This window comes from Roseococcus sp. YIM B11640 (genome assembly GCF_049727625.1).
GTDB lineage: Bacteria > Pseudomonadota > Alphaproteobacteria > Acetobacterales > Acetobacteraceae > Roseococcus.
In genome coordinates this window covers 239,443-261,652 of record NZ_JBBJOZ010000002.1, presented here as the reverse complement: position 1 = coordinate 261,652, position 22,210 = coordinate 239,443, and the positions used below count along the sequence as shown (strand labels likewise).

20 protein-coding genes are annotated in these 22,210 nt (G+C 69.5%); 7 read left to right on the top strand and 13 right to left on the bottom strand.

From position 1 onward, the window contains the following. Positions 1 to 24: 24 nt before the first annotated feature. The 9 genes from urtE to WJM96_RS08635 all read right to left on the bottom strand — a co-directional run bounded on the left by urtE (position 25) and on the right by WJM96_RS08635 (position 9,783). Positions 25 to 717 carry an urea ABC transporter ATP-binding subunit UrtE gene (gene urtE, locus WJM96_RS08675; protein WP_424812072.1) on the bottom strand — a complete coding sequence of 231 codons (693 nt, stop codon included), beginning with the start codon at positions 715 to 717 and terminating at the stop codon, positions 25 to 27. Positions 718 to 829: 112 nt separating this feature from the next. Next, complete coding sequence (gene urtD / locus WJM96_RS08670) at positions 830 to 1,612, bottom strand: urea ABC transporter ATP-binding protein UrtD (protein ID WP_424812071.1); 783 nt, start codon at positions 1,610 to 1,612, stop codon at positions 830 to 832. Beyond that, positions 1,609 to 2,667: an urea ABC transporter permease subunit UrtC gene (gene urtC / locus WJM96_RS08665; RefSeq protein ID WP_424813086.1), complete on the bottom strand. Its 1,059-nt coding sequence runs from the start codon at positions 2,665 to 2,667 to the stop codon at positions 1,609 to 1,611. Before urtC ends, urtD begins: the two co-directional genes overlap by 4 nt. Beyond that, entirely contained in the window at positions 2,667 to 4,232 is a 1,566-nt protein-coding gene (gene urtB / locus WJM96_RS08660) for an urea ABC transporter permease subunit UrtB (RefSeq protein WP_424812070.1), read from the bottom strand. The genes urtC and urtB overlap by 1 nt, the downstream gene beginning before the upstream one ends. Positions 4,233 to 4,347: 115 nt before the next feature. After that, positions 4,348 to 5,565: an urea ABC transporter substrate-binding protein gene (urtA, locus tag WJM96_RS08655; protein WP_424813085.1), complete on the bottom strand. Its 1,218-nt coding sequence runs from the start codon at positions 5,563 to 5,565 to the stop codon at positions 4,348 to 4,350. Between the two features lie 247 nt (positions 5,566 to 5,812). Beyond that, complete coding sequence (locus WJM96_RS08650; RefSeq protein WP_424812069.1) at positions 5,813 to 7,114, bottom strand: citrate synthase; 1,302 nt, start codon at positions 7,112 to 7,114, stop codon at positions 5,813 to 5,815. Positions 7,115 to 7,251: 137 nt separating this feature from the next. Continuing rightward, entirely contained in the window at positions 7,252 to 7,815 is a 564-nt protein-coding gene (locus tag WJM96_RS08645) for a thermonuclease family protein (protein WP_424812068.1), read from the bottom strand. A gap of 55 nt (positions 7,816 to 7,870) precedes the next feature. Beyond that, positions 7,871 to 9,184: a CHAD domain-containing protein gene (locus WJM96_RS08640; protein WP_424812067.1), complete on the bottom strand. Its 1,314-nt coding sequence runs from the start codon at positions 9,182 to 9,184 to the stop codon at positions 7,871 to 7,873. 65 nt (positions 9,185 to 9,249) lie between these two features. After that, positions 9,250 to 9,783: a SixA phosphatase family protein gene (locus tag WJM96_RS08635; RefSeq protein ID WP_424812066.1), complete on the bottom strand. Its 534-nt coding sequence runs from the start codon at positions 9,781 to 9,783 to the stop codon at positions 9,250 to 9,252. A gap of 78 nt (positions 9,784 to 9,861) precedes the next feature. On the opposite strand from WJM96_RS08635, the gene WJM96_RS08630 reads away from it, so the two are divergent. The 4 genes from WJM96_RS08630 (at position 9,862) to WJM96_RS08615 (ending at position 13,443) form a co-directional block, all read left to right on the top strand. Continuing rightward, complete coding sequence (locus tag WJM96_RS08630) at positions 9,862 to 10,479, top strand: DUF6134 family protein (protein WP_424812065.1); 618 nt, start codon at positions 9,862 to 9,864, stop codon at positions 10,477 to 10,479. A 127-nt stretch (positions 10,480 to 10,606) separates the two neighbouring features. Continuing rightward, the gene (locus WJM96_RS08625; RefSeq protein WP_424812064.1) at positions 10,607 to 11,608 is read left to right on the top strand and encodes a Bug family tripartite tricarboxylate transporter substrate binding protein; all 1,002 of its coding nucleotides are present in this window, start codon (positions 10,607 to 10,609) and stop codon (positions 11,606 to 11,608) included. Positions 11,609 to 11,806: 198 nt separating this feature from the next. Then, the gene (locus tag WJM96_RS08620; protein WP_424812063.1) at positions 11,807 to 12,673 is read left to right on the top strand and encodes a Bug family tripartite tricarboxylate transporter substrate binding protein; all 867 of its coding nucleotides are present in this window, start codon (positions 11,807 to 11,809) and stop codon (positions 12,671 to 12,673) included. After that, positions 12,673 to 13,443 carry a creatininase family protein gene (locus tag WJM96_RS08615; RefSeq protein WP_424812062.1) on the top strand — a complete coding sequence of 257 codons (771 nt, stop codon included), beginning with the start codon at positions 12,673 to 12,675 and terminating at the stop codon, positions 13,441 to 13,443. The genes WJM96_RS08620 and WJM96_RS08615 overlap by 1 nt, the downstream gene beginning before the upstream one ends. Positions 13,444 to 13,453: 10 nt before the next feature. Here WJM96_RS08615 and WJM96_RS08610 read toward each other — a convergent pair whose 3' ends face one another. Continuing rightward, positions 13,454 to 14,182 carry a metallophosphoesterase gene (locus WJM96_RS08610; RefSeq protein WP_424812061.1) on the bottom strand — a complete coding sequence of 243 codons (729 nt, stop codon included), beginning with the start codon at positions 14,180 to 14,182 and terminating at the stop codon, positions 13,454 to 13,456. Further along, positions 14,179 to 15,579, bottom strand: a complete 1,401-nt coding sequence (locus WJM96_RS08605; protein WP_424812060.1) for a cryptochrome/photolyase family protein — start codon at positions 15,577 to 15,579, stop codon at positions 14,179 to 14,181. The genes WJM96_RS08610 and WJM96_RS08605 overlap by 4 nt, the downstream gene beginning before the upstream one ends. A 123-nt stretch (positions 15,580 to 15,702) precedes the next feature. Here WJM96_RS08605 and WJM96_RS08600 point away from each other — a divergent pair, with 123 nt between their 5' ends. Continuing rightward, positions 15,703 to 16,305, top strand: coding sequence for a fasciclin domain-containing protein (locus WJM96_RS08600; RefSeq protein WP_424812059.1), 603 nt, complete (start codon positions 15,703 to 15,705; stop codon positions 16,303 to 16,305). A gap of 3 nt (positions 16,306 to 16,308) precedes the next feature. Here WJM96_RS08600 and pdeM read toward each other — a convergent pair whose 3' ends face one another. Together pdeM and WJM96_RS08590 are read right to left on the bottom strand one after the other, a co-directional pair. Then, positions 16,309 to 16,995 carry a ligase-associated DNA damage response endonuclease PdeM gene (gene pdeM, locus WJM96_RS08595; protein WP_424812058.1) on the bottom strand — a complete coding sequence of 229 codons (687 nt, stop codon included), beginning with the start codon at positions 16,993 to 16,995 and terminating at the stop codon, positions 16,309 to 16,311. Continuing rightward, positions 16,992 to 19,523 carry a ligase-associated DNA damage response DEXH box helicase gene (locus WJM96_RS08590; RefSeq protein WP_424812057.1) on the bottom strand — a complete coding sequence of 844 codons (2,532 nt, stop codon included), beginning with the start codon at positions 19,521 to 19,523 and terminating at the stop codon, positions 16,992 to 16,994. Before WJM96_RS08590 ends, pdeM begins: the two co-directional genes overlap by 4 nt. Before the next feature lie 46 nt (positions 19,524 to 19,569). On the opposite strand from WJM96_RS08590, the gene WJM96_RS08585 reads away from it, so the two are divergent. Next, positions 19,570 to 20,583 (top strand): ligase-associated DNA damage response exonuclease, encoded by a 1,014-nt coding sequence (locus WJM96_RS08585; RefSeq protein ID WP_424812056.1) that lies wholly within the window; start codon positions 19,570 to 19,572, stop codon positions 20,581 to 20,583. Next, positions 20,580 to 22,187 carry a cisplatin damage response ATP-dependent DNA ligase gene (locus WJM96_RS08580; protein ID WP_424812055.1) on the top strand — a complete coding sequence of 536 codons (1,608 nt, stop codon included), beginning with the start codon at positions 20,580 to 20,582 and terminating at the stop codon, positions 22,185 to 22,187. The genes WJM96_RS08585 and WJM96_RS08580 overlap by 4 nt, the downstream gene beginning before the upstream one ends. Positions 22,188 to 22,210 lie beyond the last annotated feature (23 nt).

Sequence of the window (22,210 nt, the reverse complement as noted above, 5' to 3'; positions counted from 1 at the left end):
CTTCGGCCTTCCAGACGCCCTGCTCTAGACGGTCAAAAGCTTCCGCACCTCTTCCTCGTCCAGCTCCCTGGTCGGGCCGGCGAGCGCAACCTCGCCGCGGACCATGACGGTGATGGTGTCCGCGAGGTCCCGGGCGAACTCGAAATACTGCTCGACCAGAACGATGGCGAAGTTCCGGTCCTTCGCGAGGTGACGGATCACCTTGGCGATATCCTTGATGACATTGGGCTGGATGCCCTCCGTCGGCTCATCGAGGATGAGCAGCCGCGGGCGTGCGGTCAGCGCGCGGCCGATGGCCAGCTGCTGCTGCTGCCCACCCGAAAGGTCGCCACCGCGCCGGCGCAGGAATTGCCGCAGGATGGGAAAGAGGTCGAACACCTCGCCGGGCACGGAGCTGCCGCGCGGCGCCGCGGCCAGGGCCGTTTCCAGGTTTTCCTGCACGGTGAGAAAGGGGAAGATCTCGCGGCCCTGGGGCACGTAGCCGATGCCGGCGCGCGCGCGCTCGGCAGGGCCGAGGTCGCGGACTTCCTTGCCCTCCCACAAGATGCTGCCGCCCTGGATACGCTCGAGGCCCATGATGGAGCGCAGCAGCGAGGACTTGCCCACGCCGTTGCGCCCCAGCACGGCCGCGATCTGGCCGGGCCCGACGGAAAGCGAGACGCCGCGCAGGCAGCGGCTGGCGCCGTAGGAAAGGTCGATGTCGGTGGCGACTAGCATGAGGCCCGGTCCGATCGTGGCCGCGCGGCGGCCGCGTGAATCGGCCCGGCAGCAAAGCAGCTGATGATGCGTGGCGCGGGCGCCAGGTTCGATCGGGTGGGCCGTCGCATCCTCAGCGTCCCAGGTAGACTTCGATGACCCGCGGGTCGTTCTGGACGTGGGTGATCGAGCCCTCGGAGAGCACGGAGCCCTCGCACAGCACCGTCACCTTGCTGTTCAGCGCCTTCACGAATTCCAGGTCGTGCTCGACCACCACCACGCTGCGCTCGCCGGCGATGCCGGTGAGCAGGGCGGCCGTCTGCTCCGTCTCGTGATCCGTCATGCCCGCGACGGGCTCGTCCACAAGGAGGAGTTGGGGGTCTTGCATGAGCAGCATGCCGATCTCCAGCCACTGCTTCTGCCCGTGGCTCAGCAGGCCCGCGAGGTCGTGGGCGCGGGCGGTGAGGCCGATCTCCTGCATGGTCTTTTCGATCCGCGTCCGTGCCTCCCCGCGCAACACCCAGCGGATGCAGGCCACCGGATTGCGCGGCGCCTTGAGCGCGAGCTCCAGGTTCTCGAAGACCGTCAGCGCGTCGAAGACGGTCGGCTTCTGAAATTTCCGCCCGATGCCGAGATTGGCGATCCGGGCCTCATCCATTTTGGTCAGGTCGCGGTCGCCGAAGCGCACGATGCCCGAGCCCGGCCGCGTCTTGCCGGTGATGCAGTCCATCATCGTGGTCTTGCCGGCGCCGTTCGGGCCGATTACCGCGCGCAGCTCCCCAGGCTCGACGATCAGCGAGAGGTTGTTCAGCGCCCGGAAGCCGTCGAAGACGACGGTGACGCCGTCCAGATAGAGGCCCTTGGTCGAGACGGCATGCGGCATGTCCGCCAGCGCCTCCGGACGGGACTCGCTCATGGCTTCTTCCCTCCCTGGCGGCGCAGGATCCCGATCAGGCCCTTGGGCAGCAGCAGCGGCACGGCGACGAAGAGGCAGCCGAGCGCGATCAGCCAGAGATCGGGCGCCACCGAGGTCAGCCAGGTCTTGAGCGCGTTCACCGAGAAGGCGCCCAGCACGGCACCCACCAGCGTGCCGCGCCCGCCGAAGGCCACCCAGACGACGGCCTCGATGGAATTGCCCGGGCTGAACTCGCCGGGATTGATGATCCCCACCAACGGCACGTAGAGCGCGCCCGCCAGCCCGGCGATCATCGCGGAGAGCACGAAGACGAACAGCTTATGCTGCGTCACGTCGTAGCCGAGGAAGCGCACGCGGCTCTCGGCGTCGCGGATCGCGGTCAGCACCCGGCCATATTTGGTGCGCGTCAGCCAGGAGCAGAGCAGGAAGACCAGCACCAGCACCGCCAGCGCGGCATAGAAGAGGATCGCGCGCGTGGTGCCGCTGTTGAGCGGCATGCCCAGCAGCTCCTTGAAATCCGTGAAGCCGTTATTGCCGCCGAAGCCCATGTCGTTGCGGAAAAAGGCGAGCATGAGCGCATAGGTCAGCGCCTGGGTGATGATGGAGAGGTAGACGCCCGTGATGCGGCTGCGGAAGGCAAGATAGCCTACGACCAGCGCCAACAGCCCGGGCACGACGAGGGCCATGAGGAAGGCAAAGGGGAACCAGTCGAAGCCCAGCCAGAACCAGGGGAGCTGCTGGTAGCCCAGGAAGACCATGAAGTCCGGCAGCACCGGATGGCCATAGACGCCGCGCGGCCCGATGAGCCGCATCAGGTGCATGCCGATGGCATAGCCGCCCAGCGCGAAGAAGGCGCCGTGGCCGAGCGAGAGAATGCCCGCATAGCCCCAGGCGAGGTCGAGCGCGAGGGCCAGGATCGCGTAGCAGATCCACTTGCCGATGATGCTGACCAGGAAGTCCGAGACGTAGAGCGGATTTGAGCTGGGCAGCGCGTTCAGGACGGGCAGCGCAGCCAGCAGCAGCACCGCGACGAGGAGGACGATCCGGCGGGTCATCATTGGTCGGCCGCGCGTCCCTTGAGCGCGAAGAGACCCTTCGGCCGTCGCTGGATAAACAACATGATGCCCACCAGCAGCAGCACCTTGGCCAGCACCACGCCCGCATAGGGTTCCAGCACCTTGTTCACGAGGCCGAGGGTGAAAGCGCCGATGAGCGTGCCCATCAGCGAGCCCACGCCGCCGAAGACCACCACCATGAAGCTGTCGATGATGTAGCCCGTGCCGAGGTTGGGCGAGACGTTGTCGATCTGGCTCAGCGCCACCCCGGCCAGCCCGGCGATGCCGGAACCGAACGCGAAGGTCATGGCGTCCACGCGCCCGGTGCGGATGCCCATGGTCGCGGCGATACGGCGGTTCTGCACCACGGCCCGCATCTCCAGCCCGAAGCGGGTGAGGCGGATGGCGGCGAGCGTCGCCAGCAGCACGGCCAGCGAGAAGAGGATGATCCAGGCACGGTTCTGGGTGATGGTGACGCCGCCCGGCAGCACCAGGGTGCCCATCATCCAGGGCGGGCTGATGACCTCTCGGTTCTGGGCGCCGAAGACCAGGCGCACCACCTGCTGCAGCACCATGCCCACGCCGAAGGTGAGCAGCAGCGTCTCGAGCGGGCGGCCGTAGAGGAAGCGGATCAGCCCGCGCTCCATCGCTGCGCCGATCGCCGCGGTGACCAGGAAGGCGACGGGAATGGCCAGCGGCAGGGACCAGGGCTGGAGCGCGGGGATGCCGCGGCAGAATTCCTGCACGACCACGGTCGCATAGGCACCGATCATCACGAACTCGCCATGGGCCATGTTGATCACGCCCATGACGCCGAAGGTGACGGCGAGGCCGAGGGCGGCCAGCAGCAGCACGGAGCCGAGCGAGAGCCCCTGGAAGAAGGTCTCCGCTGCCTGGCGCAGCTGCAGCTTGCGGTCGATCGCGGCAATGGCGGCATCGATTTCGGCTGAAAGCTCGGCATTGGCGGCGCGGGAGGCCAGCAGCAGGTTCCGCGCCTCGGGCGAGGAGGAGCCGCCGAGCGTGGCGATGCCCGCGCGCTTGGCCGCGGCGTCCGACGAGGCGAGGCGGGCGCCGCCCAGGGCCAGCTCCATGCGCTCGCGGACCTGGGCGTTCTGCTCGCGACCGAGCGCGGCTTCCAGCGCGGGAATGTCCTCGGCGCTGCGGTTGCGCAGGATGGCATCGGCGGCGGACAGGCGCTGCGCCACGACGGGCGAGGCAAGCTGCAGCCGTCCCAGGGCGCCACGCAGCGCCACGCGGACGCGGTTGTTGATGCGGATGATGCTGGCGCCTTCCGGCACCGCGGCGCCCTCCTGCACGGCCACGCTGCCATCGGCGAGCTTCAGCAGCCGCGAATCGGCCAGCGCCTGAAGGAGGGGCAGGGCGCGAGCGTCGCCGAGCGAGCCCAGGCGCTCCACGGCCTCGGCCTGCTCGCCGAAGCTTCCGCCGAGGCGGGGAATGAGGCTGTCGAAATCCTGCGCACGGGCAGGGGCCAGGAACAGGAACAGCCCCAGGAGAAGCAGGGCTGCTCCCCGGCCGGTTCGCTTCAGCGATTGCCACAAGGCCAAGTCAGAACATCCCTTCGCAGCTACGCGGGGGCCGGCGCGCCCAACGGGACCCGCCGGCCTGTCGCGCCAGGGAGGCGCGTTGCCGGGCCCGCGAAGCGCGGCCCGGCAGATGCGATCACTGCCGGCGGCGGTTCGCATTCTCGGGGATGAAGGGCGACCAGTTCTCGGCCGGGATGGCGGTCGGCGTCTTGTAGACGATGTTGAACTGACCATCCGCCTGGATCTCGCCGATCATCACGGGCTTGGAGAGGTGATGGTTGCGGTGCATCTCCTCCTCGAAGCCGCAGGGCGCCATGACCTTCTGGCCATAGAGCTTGTCGCGCACGGCATCGACGGCCGTCGTGCCGGCGGCGGCCACGGCCTGCGCCCACATACGGAAGCCGGTGTAGGTGGCCTCCATGGGGTCGTTGGTCACGCGGCGCGGATTGTTGATGTAGGCGCGCCACATCGCCAGGAACTCGGCATTCGGCTGGCCGGGCACGGACATGAAGTAGTTCCAGGCGGCCAGGTGGCCGACCAGCGGGCGGGCGTCGATGCCGGCCAGCTCCTCCTCGCCGACGGAGAAGGCCACCGAGGGGATGTCCTCGGCCTTGATGCCCTGGTTGCCGAGCTCGCGGTAGAAGGGAACGTTCGCGTCGCCATTGATGGTCGAGACGATCGCGGTCTTCTTGCCCTGCGCGGCGAAGGCCTTCACGCGGCTGACGATGCCCTGCCAGTCGCTGTGACCGAAGGGCGTGTACTCCTCCATGATGTCCGCATCGGTGATGCCCTTGGAGTTGAGGTAGCCGCGCAGGATGCGGTTGGTCGTGCGGGGATAGACGTAGTCCGTGCCCAGCAGCGCGATGCGCTTGGCCGAGCCCCCATCGGGTCCGAGCAGGTACTCGACCGCCGGGATCGCCTGCTGGTTCGGTGCGGCGCCGGTGTAGAAGATGTTCCGGCTCTGCTCCTCGCCCTCGTACTGAACGGGGTAGAAGAGGAGGCCGTTCAACTCCTCGAAGACCGGCAGCACCGACTTGCGGGAGACTGAGGTCCAGCAGCCGAAGGTCACGTCCACCTTGGAGACGGCGAGAAGCTCGCGCGCCTTCTCGGCGAAGAGGGGCCAGTTGGAGGCGGGGTCGACGACCACCGGCTCGAGCTGTCGGCCCAGCAGGCCGCCCCGGGCGTTCTGCCACTGGACCATCATCAGCGCGGTGTCGCGCAGCGCGGTCTCGCTGATGGCCATGGTGCCGGACAGCGAATGCAGGACGCCGACCTTGATGGTCGCGGTCTGCCCGATGGCGGGTGCGGCCAGGGCCCCGGCCATGGGAGTGGCGAGCAGGGCTCGACGCGAAATGGGGGGAAGGGTCTTGCGCACGGCATCCTCCGGGAGTGCAACGCCCCGAAAGCTACCGAGCCGCAGGCCCGCTCAGAACGAGAGGCGAGGGAGAATTTCAGGCCGCGCGACGTGGAAGGGTATTTGTCCGCACTTTCAGCAAGCAGCCTGCCTAAACCACAATCAGCCGCGGCTGATTGTCTGGCTGCACCAACAAGAAAGCCCCAGCCTCCTCTCGGAAACCGGGGCTTTCCGGGAAGCCGGAGGCTCAGCCGCGCGTGTCGAGCGGCACGTAGTCGCGCGTGTCGGCGCCCGTGTAGATCTGGCGAGGACGGCCGATGCGCTGGCTCGGATCCTCGATCATCTCCTTCCACTGGCTCACCCAGCCGACCGTGCGGGCGACGGCGAAGATCACGGTGAACATCGAGGTCGGGATGCCCATCGCCTTTAGGATGATGCCCGAATAGAAATCGACGTTCGGGTAGAGCTTGCGCTGGATGAAGTACTCGTCCGTCAGCGCGATCCGCTCCATCTCCATCGCCATGTCCAGCAGCGGCTCGTCCTTGATGCCGAGCTCGGCGAGGACCTCGTGGCAGGTCTCCTTCATGATCTTCGCGCGCGGATCGAAGTTCTTATACACCCGGTGCCCGAAGCCCATGAGCTTCACGTTGGAGTTCTTGTCCTTCACCTGCTCGATGAAGGCCGGGATCTTATCCGGGGTGCCGATCTCGCCCAGCATCTTCAGCACCGCCTCGTTGGCGCCGCCATGCGCGGGGCCCCAGAGCGCCGCGATGCCCGCGGCGATACAGGCGAAGGGGTTGGCGCCCGTCGAGCCGGCGAGGCGGACGGTCGAGGTCGAGGCGTTCTGCTCATGGTCGGCGTGCAGGACCAGGATGCGGTCCATGGCGCGGGCCAGGATCGGCGAGACCTCGTAGGGCTCGGCCGGCACGGCGTTCAGCATGTAGAGGAAGTTGGCCGCGTAGCTGAGATCGTTGCGCGGATACATGAAGGGCTGGCCGAGGGCGTACTTGTAGGCCATCGCCGCGATGGTCGGCACCTTGGCGATCAGACGGAAGGCCGCGACCTCGCGCTGGCGCTCGTCGTTGATGTCGAGGTTGTCGTGGTAGAAGGCGGCCAGCGCGCCGACCACGCCGCACATGATCGCCATCGGGTGCGCGTCGCGGCGGAAGCCGTCGAAGAAGCGGCGGATCTGCTCGTGCACCATGGTGTGGTTGGTGACCGAGTGCTTGAACTTCGCGAGCTCGTCCTTGCTCGGCAGCTCGCCATTCATCAGCAGGTAGCAGACCTCGATGAAGTCGCTCTTCTCGGCCAGCTGGGCGATCGGATAGCCGCGATAGAGCAGCACGCCCTGATCGCCGTCGATGTAGGTGATCTTGCTTTCGCAGCTCGCCGTCTCGCCGTAACCGGGGTCGTAGGTGAAGATCCCGAGCGAGGAGTACAGCTTTCGGATGTCCGCGACCTGCGGGCCGAGCGTGCCGCCGAGCAGGGGCATGGAGGCGCTGGCGTTCGAGCCCTCCAGCGTGATGGTGATGGAGCCGTTCTTGCTCATGCTAGGAGCCTTCCCTCAAAAAACCGCTTGTCCGGACACGCCGGGCTTATGCTGCATTGCAGGATAGGCGCAAGGGCGGGCTTGTCCATCCGGCCCACCGTGACCTGTCCGCAATCACATCCGGGCCTGCAATGACTTCAGTAGCCGCGGCGCCAATGGGCCGGCGGCTCGAAACCGCCGCTCCAGAGGCCGCGTTGCGCCGCGCGCGCTTCGGCTTCCACCGGGACGAGCGCGGGGATGGCGCCCGCATCGGCCAAAGCCCAGCCTTCCGCCACCAGGGCCCGGTTGAGCTCTGTGCCGCCCGCATGGCAAACGCCGAGGGCGCGCCCGAAACGGTCGCGGCCCTGCACGCGGCAGGCAATATTGCGGTCGCCCACCAGGCGGGCGAGCCCCGCCGCGGCGGCAGTGCCGCAATCGTAGAGCTGGCCCTGGGCATTGGTGCAGAACTGCCCGCGCTCCGGCGCTTCGACACCGTAGAGGCGCAGCGTCCGTTCGCCCAGGCGGATCGTGTCCCCATCGACGATGCGAACGGCCGGTGCCGGCGAGGTCCATTCCTGATTGCGAGGGGCCGAGCCCATGAGCTCGGTCGGCAGGGCAAAAACCACGAGCGCGCCACCCGCGACAGCCGACATCGTCAGAAAGAAGGCGCGCCCCCAGCGCTGGGGCGTGCGAGCAGGCTGGAAGAGGCGGCGGCGGCGCATGGGCGGATTGGTTACCGAGCCTCGCGGCCTCTGGCAACCCGGTTGTTTCCCGATATTACGAATCGGAAGCGGGCTGTGTTTTCCAGAACAAAGGTCTTTTTTTCAATGAATTCCATGCGGCGATGGAAGCGAGGCGGGAGCCCTCGGCCCGCCCTGCCGCGAAGCCCGTAACGGTCCCGATCGCGAATTCCCCGGCACCCCGTCCGGAGAGGCTGGTGGCGAGGCTGCGCGCCACGGATGCATCGTTCGCCAAGCCCAGAGCCTCCTGCAAATCGGCGAGGCGGCGGTTGAACCGGCGCGACGCCCGGCCCGGCCAGAGCGCGGAGAAGGGCTCGGCGGCGTAGCGCAGGCGCTTGGCATCCAATCGCATCTCGTGCAGCGCCGTCGCGTCCAGCGCGGCCATCGCCCGTCCAGCGCGCTTCAGGCGCTTCCAGCGCTTCGAGAGCAAGGTGGCGGCGAAGGGGGCGAGGGGTACCGAGGGTGCGTCGGCCGGGCGGATCAGCAGCAATTGCAGCCCGCGCCAGACGAGGCGCCGGAAATCGGGACTGGCGAGGAATACGCCGAGCGCGCCATAGGCGGCGTCGCGCTCCCGCGTCGCGGCGCGCAGGAGGCGGCGCAGGCGCGCGTCGCCGTCCAGCGCTTCGAGCGTGCCACGTCCGATTCCGCCCAGGAAAACATCCCAGTCGCGCGCGGCGCCCAGGGTTTGCGCCAGCACCCGCAACTCGCCATCCCACAGCCGCCAGTCCGGCCCGTCCGCCACGGGGCGGAAGAGGCGGAGAATGGATCGCATGCGCCGAATCGCGACCCGGGACTGGTGGACGCCCCGTGGACCGAGTTCCAGACGGCATTGCGGCGTCTCGGCCAGCAGAACGTCCTGCAGATGGGCCAGAGCGGCCCGTAGGGCCGCCTCCACATCGCCGGCTCCGCTGAGGTCCGGCGGGCCGGAACGGCGCGGCAGGGCAGGCCGGCCTTCCGCCAGCGCCAAGGCTTCCTCGCCCAAAGAAACCGCGGCGGGCAGGAGAGGAAGGTCTTCGGCGAGCTGCGCGGCGAAGGGCAGTATGCGGTCGGGATCACCTTCGAGAAGAAGGCGGGCGACGCGCCGCCGGCTACCGCCGGCCTCGATCCGGCCTTCCAGCCAGAATACCCCCTCGGCGAGCTGGGCGCGCCGGCCGGTGAAGCGCGCGATGGCCACCGCTTCCTCCGGCGCGGGCTCGGTCACGAGCTCGGGCTCCGGCAGCGTGCCGGGCCAACAGCAGACGCCCGGCAGCGGCAGCGTACGAACGAGGTGCCATTCCCGGCGGCGGCGCGTCAGCAGGGCGCCGTCGCCCTCTGTTCGGCGGAACCAGGTCAGCGTCTCGGCGCGCCACACGGGCGGCTGAGCGAGAAGGGGGTGGGAGGGGCACCGGGTCAGGTTCCCGGTGGTCAATTCCAGGTTCAGGCTGCGACCTCCGGCAGATCTCGCGGCGCCAGGAAGCGCACCAGGCGGGCTCCACCCTCCGCTATCTGCCCCCAGGGTCCCGCGACGGTGAACTCGGCGAGCGCCCCGGTGGGATAGCCCTCGGCCAGCCGGCGCGCGGGGCCGCTACCCAGGGCCGCCCCGGCGGGGCCCATCAGCGCGAGCCCCAATTCGTGAACGCCTGGGTTATGGGCGATCAGCAGGACCGAACGCACGGTCTCCGGCACCTCGCGCAGGGCTTCCATCAGGCGGGGCCAAGGCGCGAGATAGAGGTCGTCCATCACCTCGATCAGCGGGCCGCCCTCGATGGGCTGCAGTGCCTCCAGCGTCTGGAGCGTCCGGCGCGACGACGAAACGAGCACGATGTCGGGCACGAGGCCGAGTTCGCGCATCTGTTCCGCCATCGCGGCGGCCGCCATGCGCCCCCGGGCGTTGAGGGGGCGCGCGTGGTCGGAGAGCGTGGCCTCGTCCCACGAGGATTTGGCATGGCGGAGCAGCAGGAGCTGGCGCATGCCCCATGATGGCACGCCATGTGTGCCGTGTCCCAGTCCCTGCTTGCGGCAAAGCCCGGGGGGAGCGATGTCAGAGAGATGAAGATGTTTCCCCGCCGCCTCCTCGCCGCCCTGGCGGCCACTCCCGGTCTTGCCCTCGCTGCCGGGCCGCAGGGCGACTATCGCTGGCGCGTGGTCCGCAACGGCACCGCCATCGGCACGCATGACGTGACCTTCACGCAGCGTGGCGAGGATCGCGTGGCGGTTTCCGACGTGTCGGTCACGCCACGCGTCATGGGCATCGTCGTCTACCGCTTCGAGCATCGCTATACGGAGATCACGCGCGGCGGGCGCTTTGTCTCGGTCGCCTCGCGCCAGAACCGCAATGGCCGGATCGTGGAAGTCGAAGCCGTCGCGCGCCCCGACGGTGTCGCCATCCGTGGGACCGAGGGCGAGCGGTTGTTGCCCCCGGGCGCGGCGCCGCTTTCGTGGTGGGAGCCCCAGCGGTTCGGCGGCGCGGTCCCAATCTTCGGCACGACGACCGGCAAACTCATGGACCTGCGCTGGTCGCGCGAGGCCCGGTCAGGCGGCGGGACGCGCTGGCGCGTGGCCGGCGAGGTGGATGCCGTCCTCGATTTCGATGTCGCAGGTCGCTGGATTGGTTACAGCGTGGTCGGCGATGATGGCAGCACGGTCAGTTATGAGGCAGCCGGCTGATCAGAGCCGCCGCGTGCGGTAGCGTGGCGGTTGACGCCCCGCGCTTCCGGCGCGAAGGGATCACGGAAACGGGAGCGTAACTTTCCAGGGAATATACTATGTATCCACACCCTCCGAGGACTCCCCCATGACGCTTCCTGTTTCCCGACGACATCTGATGCTGGGCGGCCTCGCGGCGCCGATCCTGGCCGCCCCGGCTATCGCCCAGGGCTGGTCGCCGGCCCGCACCGTCCGCATCGTGGTGCCCATCGCCCCCGGCGGCGCCAACGACCTGATCGCCCGTATGATCGCCGAGAGGCTCTCGCCCGTGCTCGGCCAGACCGTGATCGTCGAGAACCGGCCGGGCGCCGGCGGCAATATCGGCGCGCAATCGGTGTTGCAGTCCGAGAAGGACGGGCTCACCTGGATGCTCACCTCCGCCAATGTCCTGACGGCCAATACCTACCTCTACGGCAGCCGCATGCCCTTCGTGCCGCTGCGCGACTTCGCACCCGTCACGCGCGTGGGCATCGGCACGCTGCTCTGGGTGGTGAACGCCCAGCGTCCCTGGCGGAGCTTCCAGGATCAGATCGCCGCCGCCAAGCGCGATCCGGGCCGCATCACCATGGGCAGCAGCGGCACGGGCACCATCAGCCACCTGTACTTCGAGAAGGTGAAGCGCAGCGCGGGCGCGGACATGACGCACGTGCCCTATCGCGGCGGCGGCCCCGCCATCCAGGACCTGATCGCCGGCAACATCGACATGATGTTCGACGTGATCCCCGCCCTGCTGCCGCACGTGAGGGAAGGCCGCTTCCGCCCGCTCGCCGTCGGCTCCGCCAAGCGGATCGACTACGTGCCGGAACTCGCGAATGTGCCGGGCATGGATGAGCTCCTGCCGGGCGCGGGGATCGACGCGCTGAACTGGTGGTCCGTCGTGGCCGCGACGGGGACTCCTGAGGCGGCGATCGCCACCATGCACTCCGCGATCCAGCGCGTCCTCGCGCAGGAGGAGCTGAAGGAGCGGCTGCTGAGCCTGACCGTCTTCCCGCTGGCCGACCCGACTCCAGCGGCCTTCGGCGCCTTCTGGCGTGAGCAGGAGCCGATCTGGCGCGAGTTGGTCCAGGCGTCTGGCGCCACGGCGGAATAGACCTTCCAACCATTGACCTCGGGCGGTTGGCGGGACGATCCTCCGCGCGCAAGCGCGGAGGATCGGCTCGTGACCACCCGAAGGACATTCACAGCGGCCCTTGCGGGCAGCCTTGCCCTTTCGCCGCTCGGGGCAAGAGCCCAGGCTGCGCCCTTGCGCCTCATCGTGCCTTATAGCCGTGGCGGATCCACGACCGCCGTGGCGACGCTCCTGCAGCCGCACCTGCAGGAGGCGCTGCGCCGGCCGGTCGAGATGGCCTGGATCCCCGGCAACAGCGGCATCACGGGCGCCGTCGCCATGATCGATGCGCCGGCGGACGGCCATTCGGTGCTCGTCGCCTCTTCGAGCCTGCTGACCGCACATGAGTTTCTCTTCGGCGACCAGCTGCCCTACCGGCCGCGCCGCGACTTCGCGCCCATTACGCGCATCGGCGAGACGGCGGTGCTTCTGGTGGTGCCGAAGGACAAGCCCTGGGCCGACCTGTCCGCCCTTATCGCCGCGATCCGCGCGCGTCCGGGCGAGGTCAAGCTCGCCACCAGCGGCGCGGGCTCTATCGGCCATCTCGTCATGGCGCTGCTGCTGAAGCGGCTGGGGCTGCCGGCCGATGCGGTGGCCTACCAGCACCATGACGAAGGCGGGAGCTTCCAGGCCCGCGCCGTCGCCTCCGGAACGGCTGACTTCGCCATCGCCGCCGCGACGGGCCTGCTGCCGCTCATCAGGACGGGCACCGTGCGGGCCCTCGCGACAACGGGGAAGTACCGGGCCGTCTGGACGCAGGAGCTGACCATGGTCCCGACCGTGACCGAGGCGTTTCCGCAGACCGAGCTCGATGTCGACGACTGGTGGGGGCTCGTCGCGCGGAGCGGGACGCCGGATACGGCGATCACCGCCATCGGAGCGGCGATGGGCACGGCGCTCGAGGTGCCAAGCGTCCGCGCCGCGATGACCGAGCTCGGCACCCTGCCGGTTCCCGACCCTTCGCCTGCGGATTTCGTGCGGTTCCTGGAGAAGGAGTTTCCGCTACGGCAGCAGATGGTCGAGGCCTCGGGCGCGCGGCTCAACTGATGGCGCAGAGCATCGAATGGATGAAGCTCACCGCCGCCGAGGTGCAGGAGTTGGCGGCGGCGGATGCGCTGCTCATCGTGCCCGTCGCCTCCATGGAGCAGCACGGGCCACATCTCGCGACCGGCACGGATATCATCCTCGGCGGCAACGTCGCGCTGGAAACGGCGCAGATACTGGTGGAATCGGGCCACCCCGCGCTGGTGACGCCCGTGGTCTGGACCGGCCTTGCCGAGCATCACATGGCCTTCGGCGGCACGGTCACGCTCGATAGCCGGGCTTTCCAGGACATCCTGCGTCACATCGTGCGCTCCGCCGCGCGGCACGGCTTCAAGCGCGTGATGCTGCTCAACGGCCATGGCGGCAACGCCGAAGCCATCGGAACCGCCGCGACCGACCTGGCCGCGGAATTCGGGATCCGGGTCGCCGGCGGTACCTATTGGCACATGGTGCCCGAGGTGATCGCCCCGCTGCTGGAGCGCCAGGCGGGCCTCATGCACGCCTGCGAGGCCGAAACCTCCATGGTGATGCACCTGATGCCCGAGGGCGTGCGGAAGGAACGCCTGCCGGATGCGCATGGGCCCGGAAGCTCCCGTGTGCCGGGGCAGCCGCCTGGCCTGCTGATGCGCCGTTCCTTCCGCGAGTTCACGGAAAGCGGGGTCGTCGGCGACGCGCGCGTCGCGACAGCGGAGAAGGGCGAGAAGCTGCTCGCGGCCATCGCCGCGAAATGCGCGGAGCTGCTGCGCAACGAGGAGCTGTGGAAGCCGCGCTGACCGCGAGCCTCTAGAACTCCAGATCCACCCAGGAGAGATGGCCGCCCTTGCCGGAGCCGGTGTCGACGAACACGGCCTCCCCACCCAGCCGGCCATGGGTGCGCCAGGGGCGGCCGTCGGTCGAGCGCTGGTCATGCCCGCAGAAGACCGTGATGCCCGGCGGGATGGAATCTACCCAATGGAGCAGGCGCTCGGGATAGCCATCGCCCTGCGTGCGGCCCGTGACCTGGCCAAACAGCGCGCGCGAAGCGATGCCGTCCGGCCGGCGCGTGCCGGTGTCGCGCGGCGCGGCGTCGAACAACATGGCCGGGTGGAAGGCGGCGTGAACGAAGATCCGGTTGCCCAGCCGCAGCCAGGCCGGCGCCTTTGCGATGGCCTCGACCGCCCGCTGGCTGAGCCACTCGCCGTCCGGCGCTTCGCGAAGCTGCTCCAGGGTGCGCGGCGTCGCCTCGGCGGGGCTGCGGACCCGCGCGCCGACCAGCGCGCGGCGCAGCTTGTGGTCGTGGTTGCCCAGCAGGAAAAGCCCGGCCTCGGCATCGAGCATGGCGAAGGCGGCGCGGAGCACGCCCGGGGAATCCGGCCCGTAATCGGTGAGGTCGCCCAGCTGGATGATGAACAGATCCTCGTCGCAGCCGCCGATGATGGCAGCCTCCAGCGCCTTAGCCTCTCCATGGACATCGCCGACGACGCGCAGGCCGCGAAACCCCCGGGCGCGCAGCTGAGGTATGCTGGGCGTCATGACGCGCGGATCCCCGCATACCCGGCAAGGGCACGGGCCCGCGCTTCCTCATGCGCGACGATGGCACGCGGATAGTCGCGGCCGAGCTCGATCCCGGCTTTTGAAAGAAGCTCAGCGGGCGCCAGCCAGGGGCAATGCAGGAACTTCGCCGGCAGCTTAGCCAGCTCGGGCACCCACTCGCGCACATAGGCGCCGTCCGCGTCGAATTTCTCGCCCTGGGTAATGGGATTGAAGATGCGGAAGAAAGGCGAAGCGTCGACGCCCGAGCCCGCGACCCACTGCCAATTGGCCGAGTTGTTGGCGAGGTCCGCGTCCAGCAGCGTGTCCCAGAACCAGGCCTCACCCTCCTGCCACGGCAGGAGCAGGTGCTTCACGAGGAATGAGGCCGTGGCCATGCGGACGCGATTGTGCATCCAGCCGGTGCGCCAAAGCTGCCGCATGCCCGCGTCGATGAAGGGATAGCCCGTGCGGCCCTGCTGCCAGGCGCGGAGCGCCCGCGCGTCCCGCCGCCAGGGCATGCGGGCGAACTCCGGACGCAGCGGCTGCTCGGGCATCTCTGGCCGATGCGCGAGGAGGTGATACGAGAATTCCCGCCAGTAGAGCTCCTTCAGGAAAGCCCCTTCGCCGCGGGCGGCATGGAAGACCTGGCGCGGGCTGACCTCGCCGAAGTGCAGATGCGGGCTGAGGCGCGAGGTGCCGGCGCGGGCGGGGAAGTCGCGCGCCGAGCCGTAGGCCGGGAGCACCTTGCCGGCGTCCGCGAGGGCGCGTTGGGCTCCGGCCTCGCCGGGCATCCAATGCTGCGGGAACTCCCGCCACCAGTCCCGACGTGGCAGCAACCCCAGGTCGTCGAGCGCGAGACCCTGGGGAGCCTCCGCGGCCGGATGCAGGGCCTGCGGCGCCGGAAGCGGGGGCGGTGCCTCGGGCTGGGCCGAGAGAGCTCGGGCAAAGGGGGTGTAGACCGAATAGGGCTTGCCGGCGCCGGTCCTAAGCCCGTCCGGATCGTGGAGAAGCGCGCCGGTTTCCAGGGTCAGGCTGCGCCCGTCCTTCGCCAGGGCCCGCGCGACGGCGCCATCACGCCGCACGGCCCATGGCTCGTACATGCGGGCAGCTACGACTTCCTCCGCGCCGATCGCGGCCGCCAGACGGGGAATGATCTCGGCCGAATCGCCGGAGGCGAGATGCAGGCCGATGCCCCTCGCTTCCAGTGCTTCGCCCAGCGCCTTCAGGGAATGGTGCAGCCACCACCGCTGCGCGCCGCCATACGCCCAAGCGCCCGCAGCCTCGTCATCCAGCACGAAGGCGGCGAGGAGAGGGCGGGTCCGGAGGCCGAAGAGACCGGGATTGTCGGCGAGGCGAAGATCCTGTCGGAACCAGAAAAGGGCAGGTGAAGCATGCATCTGTATCGAATGTGGGGCATCGGGCGCGCCGCGCAAAGCCGAAGCCTGGCAACCGGGCGCTTTCGGCCACGTTTTGGCTGCATCGCCGCCATGCGCGGCTCCAACATGAAAGGCCCCCCGAAGATGACCTCCCGTCGCCTCATGCTGTTCGGCGCCTGCGCCGCCGCCCTGCCGCTCCCGGCCCTGGCGCAGGCCAACCGGCCCGTGGTGGCCGGCGGCAGCGTCCTTCCTGCCACCAACGTGGTCGACTCCCTGGCGCAGGCCGGGGGCTTCAACAGCTTCCTGGAATACGCCCGCCAGGCTGGCGCCATCGAGACGCTGCGCGGCCCCGGCCCGTTCACTCTGTTCGCACTGCCCGATCCGGCCGTGGAGCTGGTGCCGATCGCGCTGCGCGAGGACATGATGCCCAGCACCGGCGGCTCGAACCAGCAGCGCCAGCAGGGCGACATCGTCCGCCTGCAAGCCTTCGTCAACATGCACATCGTGGAAGGCCGCTATACGGTGGCGGACTTCGCGGAGCGCCGGGTGAACCTGCGGACCCGCAACGGCAACACGCTCGAGGTCTTCTCGCCCGCGGGCGGTGCCGTGCAGATCCGCGTGATCGGCGACAGCGGCTTCGGCGTGGGCGGCGCGAACGGCTACCCGAACCCCGCCATGCTCGCCGGCCCGCAGATCCTGGCGACCAACGGCACGGTGATGCCGGTCAACCAGCCGCTCATCATGTGACGGCTAGGCCCGCAGCGCCTCAAATGAGGCGCTATGGAGCCGGTCGCGGCCCAGCAGGAATACCCGCTGGGCCGCTTTCGCGACCATGGTCATGGCCGGGTCGCGGACGTCGAGCCCCCCAGTGAAGGCACCGAAGGCCGGCAGGACCAGGCGCTGCCCCGTCGCCAGGAAGCAGGGGCGCGTGATGCCGCCGATGCGCGTAGGGAGCGTCGCCTTGGGATGGTAGTGGCCGCTCAACTCCGCCTCGAAGCGCGCCAGCGGCGCGACGCCGCCGATATGGCGGAAGTGCAGCTTTCCTTCGCTGAACTCTCCGACGCTCTCGCCCGGCAGCACGTCCTGCGGCCTGGGGTCATGATTGCCGGCGACCCAGATCACCTCCAGCGGGGCCAGCAGCCTCCGCATGGCCGCAAGGTCGGCGGGTGCCATTCGGGCGAGGGCGTGGTCGTCATGCCACGCGTCGCCCAGCGCGATGAGGCGGCGCGGCGCATGGCGGCGGATCGCGAAAGCCAGGCGCAACAGGGTTTCGCGGGTATCATAGGGTGGCAGATGCGCGCCGCGAGCTGCGAAGGCGCTGCCCTTCTCGAAATGCAGGTCCGCGACGATGAGCGTGCGTCTGGCGGGCCAGAGGGCGACGCCGGAAGGGCACAGCATCAGCCGCTCGCCGCCGAGGTGAAGGGGGGCGGCGATCAAGGGATGGCCTCCTTCGGCACCTTCCGGTGGAAGCGCGACTTCCGGCGCTCTCGGTGGCGGGGCGCGGGCGCGGGGTTGTCCTCCGCGATGCCGCCGAGGCCGAGCTCGCCTGTGAAATGGTCCTGGCCCTCGGTCGCTTCGTCGACGAGCGCGACGGCTTCCGCGAGCACGGCCTCCTCGGCGCCGCCCGCCACCCATTCATGGCCGATCTCGATGAGCGCGGGCACGGCGAGCGGCGACACGTGATCCAGCCGCCGGTGCCGGATGTGCCCCTTGGCGCGGGCAAGGAGCTGGCCGATGCGTGCCACGTCGGTCAGGCCCCAGGCGGCTTCGGCGCGCGTGGCGCGCAACAGGACGTGGTCGGGCTCGTGGCGGCGGAGGACGTCGTAGATCAGGTCGGAATTCACGCTCATCTGTTTCCGGGATTTCTCGGCATCGGGATGGTTCTTCTGGATGAGGCCCGCGATGGTGGCGATGTTGCGGAAGGTGCGACGGAGCATGGAGCTCTCCTCCACCCATTCCTCCAGCTCCTCGCCCAGCAAGTCCTCCGTGAAGAGGGCGTCGGGATCCGCCGGCTCGAAGGCGGACCAGGTGGCCAGCACGTAGTCGGTGGAGACGAAGCCAAGCGGCCCCCAGCCCAGCCGCTCCATCCGCCGCGTCGCGAGCATGCCGAGCGTCTGGTGCGCGAGGCGCCCCTCGAAGGTGTAGGCGACCATGAACCAGCGCCCGCCACGGGGAAACGTCTCGACCAGCAGGCCGTCCTCGCGCGGCAACTCGCTGATGTGGCGCTGCATGTCGAGCCATTCCTGCACGCCCTCGGGCAGCAGGGACCAGTGCGAGCGGTCGGCCAGGATGCCGCGGACGCGGCCGGCGAGATGCGTGGAAAGCGGCATTCGGCTGCCTGCATAGGCCGGGACGCGCGGCTCGCCGCCCCCGCCGCGCGAGACCTGCGCGACCATGCCCGCCATCCCCTCGAAGCAGAGAACCTGGCCGGCGAAGAGGAAGGTATCGCCCGGGGTCAGCGTGGAGAGGAACCATTCCTCCACCTCGCCCAGGACGGGCCCGCCGCGCAGCTTCACCTTGAGCAGCGGCTGCTCGACGATGGTGCCGAGGTTGAGCCTGAGCTGCAGCGCGACCTGGTTGCCGCGCACATGGATCAACCCCTCGGAATCCCGGAAGAGCCGCCGGTAGCGCTCGTAGGAGGAGAGGGCGTATCCGCCATCCTCCACGAAGCGCAGCGTGTCGTCGAAGTCGCGGCGGGAGAGGGTGGAGTAGGCGCCCGCGCGCGTGACCTCGGCATAGAGGTCGTCCGGGTGGAAAGGCGCGTGGCAGGCCATGGCGAGGATGTGCTGCGCCAGTACGTCGAGCCCACCGGGGCGGGGCGGCTCGCCGTCCAGCTCCCCCGCCTCGACGCTCTCGATCGCGGCGGCGCATTCGATGACCTCGAAGCGGTTGGCGGGCACCAGCAGCGCGGCGCTGGCCTCGTCCATGCGGTGGTTGGCGCGGCCTACGCGCTGGAGCAGCCGCGAGACGCCCTTGGGCGCGCCCACCTGGATCACCTGGTCCACATCGCCCCAGTCGATGCCGAGGTCGAGCGAGGAGGTGGCGACGACGCCGCGCAGCTTGCCGGCCGCCATCGCGGCCTCGACCTTGCGGCGCTGCTCCACGGTCAGGCTGCCGTGGTGGAGCGCGATGGGCAGCGCGTTCTCGTTCAGCTTCCAGAGTGCGGCGAAGATGAGCTCGGCCTGGGCGCGGGTATTCACGAAGACGATGGTGACCCGCGCATCCTCGATGCGGGCCAGGATGTCAGGCGCGGAGGCGAGGCCCATATGCCCGCCCCAGGGCAGGCGCCCCTCGGGCAGCTGCACGCCGATGGAGGGCGGGGCACCGGGGGCCGCGCGGACCAGCCGCACGCCCTGGGGCGTGGCATCGGCCGAGAGCCAGGCGCGCAGCGCGTCAGGATGGTTCACGGTGGCCGAGAGCCCCACCCGCCGAGCGCCCGGGGCCAGCGACGCGAGCCGGGACATGCAGAGGGAGAGCTGGTCGCCGCGCTTGGTGCCCGCCAGCGCATGCGCCTCGTCCACCACGATGGCTTCCAGGCCCCCGAAGAGCGTTCCGGCGTCCGGCAGCGAGAGCAGCAGCGTCAGGCTCTCCGGCGTCGTCAGGAGGATGTTGGGCGGGTCCTGCCGCTGGCGGGCGCGCCGGTTCGCCGGCGTGTCGCCGGTCCGGGTCTCGACGCGGATGGGCAGGCCCATCTCGGCGATGGGCGCCTCCAGATTGCGGGCGATATCCACCGCCAGCGCCTTGAGCGGCGAGACGTAGAGCGTGTGCAGCCCTTCGCGCGGCGCCTCGTGGAGCTGGATGAGGCTCGGCAGGAAGCCCGCCAGCGTCTTGCCGCCGCCGGTGGGCGCGATGAGCAGGGCGGATTGCCCGGCTCGTGCGGCCTCCAGCATCTCCAGCTGGTGCGGGCGCGGGGACCAGCCGCGCCCGGCGAACCAGCCGGCAAAAAGTTCTGGCAATGTTCTCATCCAGCGCCAGATATATGCGAGCCGCGCGAGCGCGTGAAGGAGCCCGATGCCACCCCATCCCGAGACCTGGTTGCGCGTGACGCCCGCCGGCTTGTTCTGCGAGCCCGGCGGCTTCTTCGTGGACCCGACTCGCCCCGTGGACCGCGCCGTCATCACCCATGGCCATAGCGACCACGCCCGCCCGGGCCATGAGCGCGTGCTCGCCACCTCCGAGACGCTGGCCGTCATGCGGGAGCGCATGGGAACGGACCGGGCGGGCGTGTCGCAACAGCCGCTTGCCTATGGCGAGGTGCTGCACGTGAACGGCCTGAAGCTCTGGCTACGCCCTGCGGGCCATGTGCTCGGAAGCGCCCAGGTCTGCCTCGAATGGCAAGGTTCGCGCGCCGTGGTCTCCGGCGACTACAAGCGCCGCCCGGACCCTACCTGCGCGCCCTTCGAGCCCGAGCGCTGCGACGTCTTCGTCACCGAGGCCACCTTCGGCCTGCCCGTCTTCCACCACCCGCCGGCCGAGCAGGAGATCGGCAAGCTGCTCAAGAGCCTGCGCCTCTTTCCCGAGCGCACGCATGTCGTGGGGTGCTACTCGCTCGGCAAGGCGCAGCGGCTGATCGCGCTGCTTCGCCAGGCGGGGTGGGATTCGCCCATCCCGCTGCATGGCGCGCTGATGCGGATGTGCCAGCTCTACCAGGAGCTCGGCGTGGATCTGGGCGAGCTGATCCCGGCGACGGTCCAGGGCAAGGACAAGCTGGCCGGCACCATCGTCCTGGCCCCGCCTTCCGAGATCCAGGAGCGCTGGGCGCGGCGGCTGAGCGATCCGCTGCCTTGCCTCGCCTCCGGCTGGATGCGGGTGCGCCAGCGCGCGCGCCAGGGCGGCGTCGAGCTGCCGCTCGTCATCAGCGACCATGCAGACTGGACCGAGCTTCTGGATACCTGTGCCGAGGTCGAGGCGCCGGAAGTCTGGGTGACGCATGGCAGCGAGGACGCTCTGATCCATGCTCTCGGCCTGCGGGGCGTGCGCGGGCGGGCGCTGCATCTCATCGGGCTTGGCGAGGACGAGGAATGAGCGTCCCTGCCTTTGCGGAGCTTCTGGAGCGGCTCCTCTTTTCCCCCGGCCGCAACGCCAAGATCGCCCTGATGCGCGACTGGTTCGCGACCCAGAAGGACCCGGACCGCGGCATCGGCCTCGCGGCCCTGGCGGGCGAGCTGGTGTTCCGCACCGCCAAGCCCGCGCTTCTCCGGGAATTGATCGCGACCCGGACGGACCCGACACTCTTCGCCCTCAGCTACGACTATGTGGGCGACCTCGCCGAGACCATCGCGCTGCTCTGGCCCGAGGACCGGCGCAGCAATGCCGGCCCCGTCAGCCTCGCCGATGTGGTGGAGACGCTGGAGACGGCCTCGCGCGGCGAGGTGCCGCGGATCATCGAGGGGTGGATGGATGCGCTGGATGCCGGCTCGCGCCTCGCGCTGATCAAGCTGGTCACCGGGGGGCTGCGCGTCGGCGCCTCGGCGCGGCTGGCCAAGGTGGCGCTGGCGGAGTGGTCGAAGACCGACCTCGGCGAGATCGAGGAAGTCTGGCACGGCGTCCGCCCGCCCTACGAGCCGCTCTTCGCCTGGCTGGAGGGCAGGGGGTTGCGCCCCGACCCGAAGGGCGCGCCCATCTTCCGCCCGCTGATGCTCGCCCATCCGCTGGAGGAGAAGGACTTCGCCACCCTGGACGCCGCCGACTGGCGCGCGGAGTGGAAGTGGGACGGCATCCGCGTTCAGCTCACGGCCGGCCCCGGCGGGGCGCGCATCTGGTCTCGCTCGGGCGAGGATGTCTCGCGCGCCTTCCCGGAGGTGCTGGAGGCGATGACCTTCCACGGCGTGGCGGATGGCGAGTTGCTGGTGATGCGCGACGGTCAGGTGGCCCCTTTCGGCGACCTGCAGCAGCGCCTGAACCGCAAGCTCGTCACCCAGAAGATGCTGCGCGACTTTCCTGCCGGCGTGCGCCTCTACGACCTGCTCTTCGAAGGCGAGGAAGACCTGCGCGGGCTGCCCTTCGACGAGCGGCGCCTGCGCCTCGAAGATTGGTTCGCGCGGGTCGCGCCTAGCCGCATGGACCTCTCGCCGCTTATCGAGTTCGGCAGCATGGAGCAGCTCGCCGAGATCCGCGCCGGCGCACGTGCGGCCTCGATCGAGGGGCTGATGCTCAAGCGGCGCGACAGCATCTACTCGCCCGGCCGCGTGAAGGGGCCTTGGTGGAAGTGGAAGCGCAACCCGCTCAGCGTGGATGCGGTGCTGATGTACGCCCAGCGCGGCCACGGCAAGCGCAGCAGCTTCTACTCCGACTACACCTTCGGCCTCTGGCGCGAGGACGGCGAACTGGTTCCCATCGGCAAGGCCTATTCCGGCTACACCGACGAGGAGCTGCTGTGGCTCGACAAGTGGATCCGCAACCACACCACCAATCGCTTCGGCCCGGTACGCGAGGTTGAGCGTGGACTTGTGCTGGAGGTCGAGTTCGACGCCGCGCAGTATTCCTCGCGCCACAAGTCCGGCGTGGCGCTGCGCTTCCCGCGCATCGCCCGCATCCGCCGCGACAAGCCTCCGGAGGACGCGGACAAGCTCGGCACGCTGGTGGCGCTCATCGAGACGGGCGGAGAGGAAGCGGTCGCCGTTCCCTGAAGCCTGATCGGCTTTCGTGGATC